This is a genomic window from Actinophytocola sp. (assembly GCF_045807065.1).
GTDB lineage: Bacteria > Actinomycetota > Actinomycetes > Mycobacteriales > Pseudonocardiaceae > Actinophytocola.
Genome location: NZ_JBJMIE010000745.1, coordinates 1 through 5112 on the forward strand (window position 1 = coordinate 1; position 5112 = coordinate 5112).

Here is a 5112-nt window from a genome sequence, read left to right on the forward strand (position 1 = left end):
GGGGGCCGGCGGCGACGGCGGTGACTCGACCGTGCCGTCCACGATGGGCGGTGCGATCTCCGGATGGACCAGGTCCGGCTGGGTGATGGGCGCGCCGAGCCCGAGCCGCCGGGACTGGCCGAGGTTGGGTCGCCGCCTGCGTCCCGACGGCACGACGGTCTCCGCCACGGGCTGGACGTCTTCGGCCACGCGGGGCGGGAGATCCGGCTTGGGCGGGTTGCGCAGCTCCGGCGGCAGGAACGACGGCGGCTCGGCGACGAGCAGCTCCGGTGCGGTAGCCGCCGGCGCCGGCGGCAGGTCGGGCAGGTTGGGCAGGATGGGCAGGTCGGGTGCGTCCGGCGTGGCGGGCAGCCCGGGGATCGCCGGCGACTGGCCCTGCTTCGCCCAGTCCGGCATGAACCGCAGCCAGCCCGGCGCGCGGTAGGGCTCGGCCGGCACCCTCGGCTCGCCGACGTACTGGTCGACGGCGTCGGTGAGCGTCGGCGCCTCGGCGGTCGCGGGGCGTGTCGCCCGTCGCGGCATCGGCGGCGGCGCCACCTCGACCGGTTGGGCGGGCACGGCGGGTTCCGGCGCCCGCACGTGCGCCCGGGCGAGCCCGGTGACGGTCCCGACGGGCACCTCGACGGACGCGGTCCCACCCCGGTCGGCCAGCCGCAGGGGCGGGACGACGGGGGCGGGCCCGATCACGAGCGGGGCCGTGCGGGGAACGGTGGTGGAGATGGCCGGCAGCGTGGCCCACTGTCGAGCGGGCGCACGGGTCACCGGCGCCGTGTCGCTCTCATGTGGACGGTCGGAGGTGGTGGCGGTCGGGTCCGCCCCCTTCCGCCGGAATGGCCAGCGCATCGGTTCCCCTTATTCCTCGGCCGACCTGGAGTGGATCCTGCCGATCTCGGTGATCACCCTGGTACGCACCGGGTGTTCCATGTCGAGGATCTTGTCCAGGTCCCAGTGCAGGTAGTAGGCGACGTACGCGACTTCCTCCCAGATCCGGTCGGCCGCGTACGTCACGATCCCCCCGGTGCATCACCGGCGACGTCCACCGCGAAGTCGGCGCCGCAGTGCGGGCAGCTGACCGCGACCTCGGTGTGCCCGTCGGCGTTGATGCGCCGGTACAGGTCCTGCAGGAACGCGAGATCCGACGCGAACAGGTTCTCGACGACGAACGTGTCCACCGCCGCCAGGTCGCCCAGCGTGGTGACCGTCCGCTCGAGCAGCAGCACCGTCAGGTAGGCCGCGTTGGCCCGGACCCGCTGGTCGGCCTGCGTGGTGAGCTCGTCGCGGGCCGTCGCCAGCCGCATGATCCCGTCGCGGTGCACGCGGCCGTGCTCGTCGACGTAACCACGCGGCAGCGTGAACGGGTACTCGGTGCGCAGCCCCGCGCTCGTCTCGGCGTGCGCGGCCACGGCGGTCACACCGCCACCCGCTGCAGCATCTCGCACACGATGGTGACGGTCTCCATGAGCACCTCGTTGGCGCCCGCCTTCATCCCGCCGATCTTCACCTGCGACGGCCACGCGTGCTCCATGTGGTACCGCGCGACGGGCTTGCCGTCCACGCCGTACATGATGAGCGAGCAGCTCTTGCGGGCGGCGATGATGTCACCCTGCAGCACCGCCTCGTGCCAGGCCCACAGCGCCATGTCGGTGGTCTTGCCGCGGACCAGCTCGATGATCGCGGGCTCCCGCTTGCCGGGCAGCTTCTTGAGCACGAGCTCCTTGTCGGTGGACTCCAGGTGCTCCACCGGCTTCACCTCGGTGGTGATGCCCTTCAGCTCCGAGAACGCGGCGATCTCGTAGCCGTCGATGGTGATCGAGAACCGGGACGCTGTGATCGGGTCTGTCGTGGCCATGCCTCTTGCTCCTCAACAACGAGATTGGGTGGGAAGGGAAGCGTCATTCCTCGAGACCGGCGCCCTCGGCGAACTGCGAGATGCGGAACACCACGAACTCGGCGGGCTTCACCGGCGCGATGCCGATCTGGACGGTCAGGATCCCGGCGTCCCGGCTCTCCGGCGGGTTGTTCTCCTCGTCGCACTTGACGAAGAACGCCTGCGCGGGCTGGCGCCCGAACAACGCGCCGTCGCGCCACACGCGGCGGAGGAACATCGTGACCGTGCGCTTGACGGAGTCCCACAGCTTCGGGTCGTTCGGCTCGAACACCACCCAGTTCGTGCCCTGCAGGATCGACTTCTCGACGTAGTTGAACAGCCGCCGCACGTTGAGGTAACGCCACTCGGGGTCGCTCGACAGCGTGCGGGCGCCCCAGACCCGGATGCCCTGGCCGCGGAAGCTGCGGATGCAGTTCACGGCGATCGGGTTGAGCACGTCGTGCTCGCCCTTGGTGATGTTCAGCTCCAGGGTGACCGCGCCGCGCACGACCTCGTTGGCCGGCGCCTTGTGCACGCCGCGGGTCGCGTCGTTGCGTGCCCAGATCCCCGCCATGTGGCCCGACGGCGGGACGAAGACCTGCCTGCCGGCCACCGGGTCGGCGACCTTGATCCACGGCCAGTACATGGCGGCGTACTTCGAGTCGTAGCCGGTGATGTCCATCCGCCATTCCTTGACCTCCTGCGCGGAGAGCCCGGGCGGGGTGTCCAGGATGGCCACTCGGTCGGCCATGAGCTCGCAGTGCGCGATCATCGCCAGCTGCACGGCCTTGACGTCCTCGATGGACAGTGCGCCGCGCTGGTAGGCGGCCATCAGGTCCGGCACGCACAGCATCGTCACCTCGTCGACGGCCTCCAGGCCGCCGAAACCGGTGCGGTCGGCGGAGTTGCCGACGTAGGCTCCCGCCTCGACCTTGACCGGGGCCGGCGCCGGCGCCGCGCCGAGCGCGACCTCGCCGGGCCGGGGCAGTGTGAGCGACTTGCCCTTGGTCTCCTCGACCGTGATGAGCTTGGACTGCTGGCGCACCACGGTCGCGACGTTGTTGGCGCCGCGCTTGACGGTGACGTTGTCGAACGTCTCGACCGCCTGCCCGCCCTGCTTCACGACGAGCTTGAAGTTGTCGTCACCCTGCTCGCTGGCCGGCTGGACCTCGACGGTCAGCTCACCGGAGTCGGCGGCGCGGGCCGAGATGGTCAGGCCCGGCTTCGTGTCCGTGCCCGCCGCCGGCAGCTCAGCGGCCGGCAGCGCGACGTGGCCGTTGGTGGCGCCGTTCGTCGCCTCGCCACCCACCCGCACGACGTACGCGGTGCCGCCGCCGTTCTGGAAGTAGCCGTACACGGCGTGCGCGAGGTAGTAGCCCTCGACGAAGTCACCGAAGTTGTGCTTGAACTGCGTCCAGTTGGTGACGAGCACGGGCTCGTGCAGGGGGCCGCGCTCGGCGAAGCCCACGAAGGCGGCAACCGCGGTGCCCACGGCCTCGATCGGCCGCGAACCCGAGGAAACCTCCTCCATGTACACACCGGGCGCGAGGTAGCTGCTGGCCATCTCGGGTTTCTCCCTCGTTGCGTGGTGAAGCGCTCGCCGCATTCGCGGCACCGCCGAGTTTGTTCTTTTCCCATCAGGCGGCTCAGTCGTCGCGGGGCGGTGCGGAGGGCGGCCACGGTCGCCCCTTGGGGCAGCCGCGTGTGCGGTTGCCCTTTCGGGCGCTCCGGGCGCGCTGAAAGGACGGGCGGCGGGCGGTGTCCGTGGTCGCCCGCGGGCCGGGACACTGGTCGCCGTGATCACAGAGGTGGACGAGGCACTGTGCGTGCTGCTCGGCCGCTCGCTGCCGGACGGCACGATGGTCCGGCTCGACCCGCCGAAGCCGACGTGGGAGACCGAACGCCCGTCGAACGCGATCGACCTGTTCCTGTACGGGTTGCACGACGACCGCGACGGCCGCGAGTCCGGTTCCGCCGACCAGCGCGACGGCCGCGGCGTGGTGACGTCGCGGCGGGAGCCGGTGCGGCGCTGCTCGCTGTCCTACCTGGTGACCGCGCGGGCGCCGAAGATCAACGAGGAGCACCTGCTGCTGGCGGTCGCCCTGCGCACCATGATGTTCACGGACACGCTGCCGACCGACTGCATGCCGGAGGCGCTGGCCTCGGTCGGCGCGCCGGTGTTCATCCGGATCGCCGACTCCGACCCCGGTGCGCTGTGGAGCAACCTCGGCATGCCCGCGCGGGCGGCGTTCGCGATCTCGGTCAGCGCGCCGTTCCTGCCCGAGCCGGACACGGAGATCGCGCCGCCCGCGGAGAAGATCCGCCTCGACGCGGACCAGAAGAAGAAGGCGCCGGCCGGTCCGCTCGCACCCACGCAGCCGCGCCGCTGGGTGCGGACGCCATGAGCCAGCCCGCCGCCAAGATGGGCGACAAAGTCGTGGGGACCGACATCCACATCATCATGATCCCGTCGCCGGGCGGCCCGGTCCCGACGCCGCTCCCCCACCCGTTCGCCGGCACCATCACGGGCGGCTGCAGCACCGACGTGCTGATCGGCGGCCAGCCGGCGGCGGTCATGGGCAGCACCGCCACGAACGCGCCACCGCACATCCCGCAGGGCGGCCCGTTCCAGGTCCCGCCGACCAACCAGGGCACGGTGATGAAGGGCAGCGCCACGGTGCTGATCAACAACAAACCGGCCGCCCGCACCGGCGACACGGTCATGACGTGCAACGACCCGGCCCCCGCCCCCACCAGCAACATCGTGGCCGTAAGCACGGTAATGATCGCCTGACCCCCGCGTGTCCAACCGCCCGGACCCGCGTGTCCAACGCTCGCGACCGCTGAGTTCGACAAACGCGGCCGACACCGCCGGCAGGATTTGTCGAACTCGCCGGTCGGTTCGGTTGGACACGCGGGTCTTCAGCGTTGGACACACGGGTCTTCAGCGTTGGACACGCGGGGGGTCGGCACCAAGGGCTGCCCCATTGGCCGTCTCGTGAATGATCGACAGGCCATACCGTGGTTCGTGGGGGGTGCGCCGGTATGCGAAGGAGAGCCATGACGATGGCGGCACTGCTGCCCGACCCACCGCCCGTCGCTTTCAGGTACGCGTTGCCGTCGGAGCCGGTGGCCGAGGCGGCCGTGGCCATCGGGAACGTGGCGGTCACCATCGGGTTGCTGCTGACCGGGGAGCTGGACGTGCTGACCGAGCCCGGCGCCGCCTCGGCATCGGTCGTCACCCC

7 protein-coding genes and 1 pseudogene are annotated in these 5112 nt (G+C 71.1%); 3 read left to right on the forward strand and 5 right to left on the reverse strand.

The features are described from left to right. From ACJ73U_RS43690 to ACJ73U_RS43710, 5 genes and pseudogenes are all read right to left on the reverse strand, one after another. Positions 1-843, reverse strand: a pseudogene (locus ACJ73U_RS43690) (hypothetical protein); the annotation flags it as partial. A gap of 9 nt (positions 844-852) precedes the next feature. Next, positions 853-1008, reverse strand: coding sequence for a DUF6760 family protein (locus tag ACJ73U_RS43695; RefSeq protein ID WP_407783687.1), 156 nt, complete (start codon positions 1006-1008; stop codon positions 853-855). Then, positions 1005-1412: a phage tail assembly protein gene (locus ACJ73U_RS43700; RefSeq protein ID WP_407783688.1), complete on the reverse strand. Its 408-nt coding sequence runs from the start codon at positions 1410-1412 to the stop codon at positions 1005-1007. Before ACJ73U_RS43700 ends, ACJ73U_RS43695 begins: the two co-directional genes overlap by 4 nt. Then, positions 1409-1849 (reverse strand): phage tail protein, encoded by a 441-nt coding sequence (locus ACJ73U_RS43705; protein WP_407783689.1) that lies wholly within the window; start codon positions 1847-1849, stop codon positions 1409-1411. The genes ACJ73U_RS43700 and ACJ73U_RS43705 overlap by 4 nt, the downstream gene beginning before the upstream one ends. A gap of 43 nt (positions 1850-1892) precedes the next feature. Further along, entirely contained in the window at positions 1893-3431 is a 1539-nt protein-coding gene (locus ACJ73U_RS43710) for a phage tail sheath family protein (protein WP_407783690.1), read from the reverse strand. 232 nt (positions 3432-3663) lie between these two features. On the opposite strand from ACJ73U_RS43710, the gene ACJ73U_RS43715 reads away from it, so the two are divergent. From ACJ73U_RS43715 to ACJ73U_RS43725, 3 genes are all read left to right on the forward strand, one after another. Beyond that, positions 3664-4272 (forward strand): Pvc16 family protein, encoded by a 609-nt coding sequence (locus ACJ73U_RS43715; protein WP_407783691.1) that lies wholly within the window; start codon positions 3664-3666, stop codon positions 4270-4272. Then, positions 4269-4661: a PAAR domain-containing protein gene (locus tag ACJ73U_RS43720; protein WP_407783692.1), complete on the forward strand. Its 393-nt coding sequence runs from the start codon at positions 4269-4271 to the stop codon at positions 4659-4661. The genes ACJ73U_RS43715 and ACJ73U_RS43720 overlap by 4 nt, the downstream gene beginning before the upstream one ends. A 266-nt stretch (positions 4662-4927) precedes the next feature. Further along, the coding region (locus ACJ73U_RS43725) for a hypothetical protein (protein ID WP_407783693.1) at positions 4928-5112 on the forward strand (185 nt) is incomplete at its 3' end.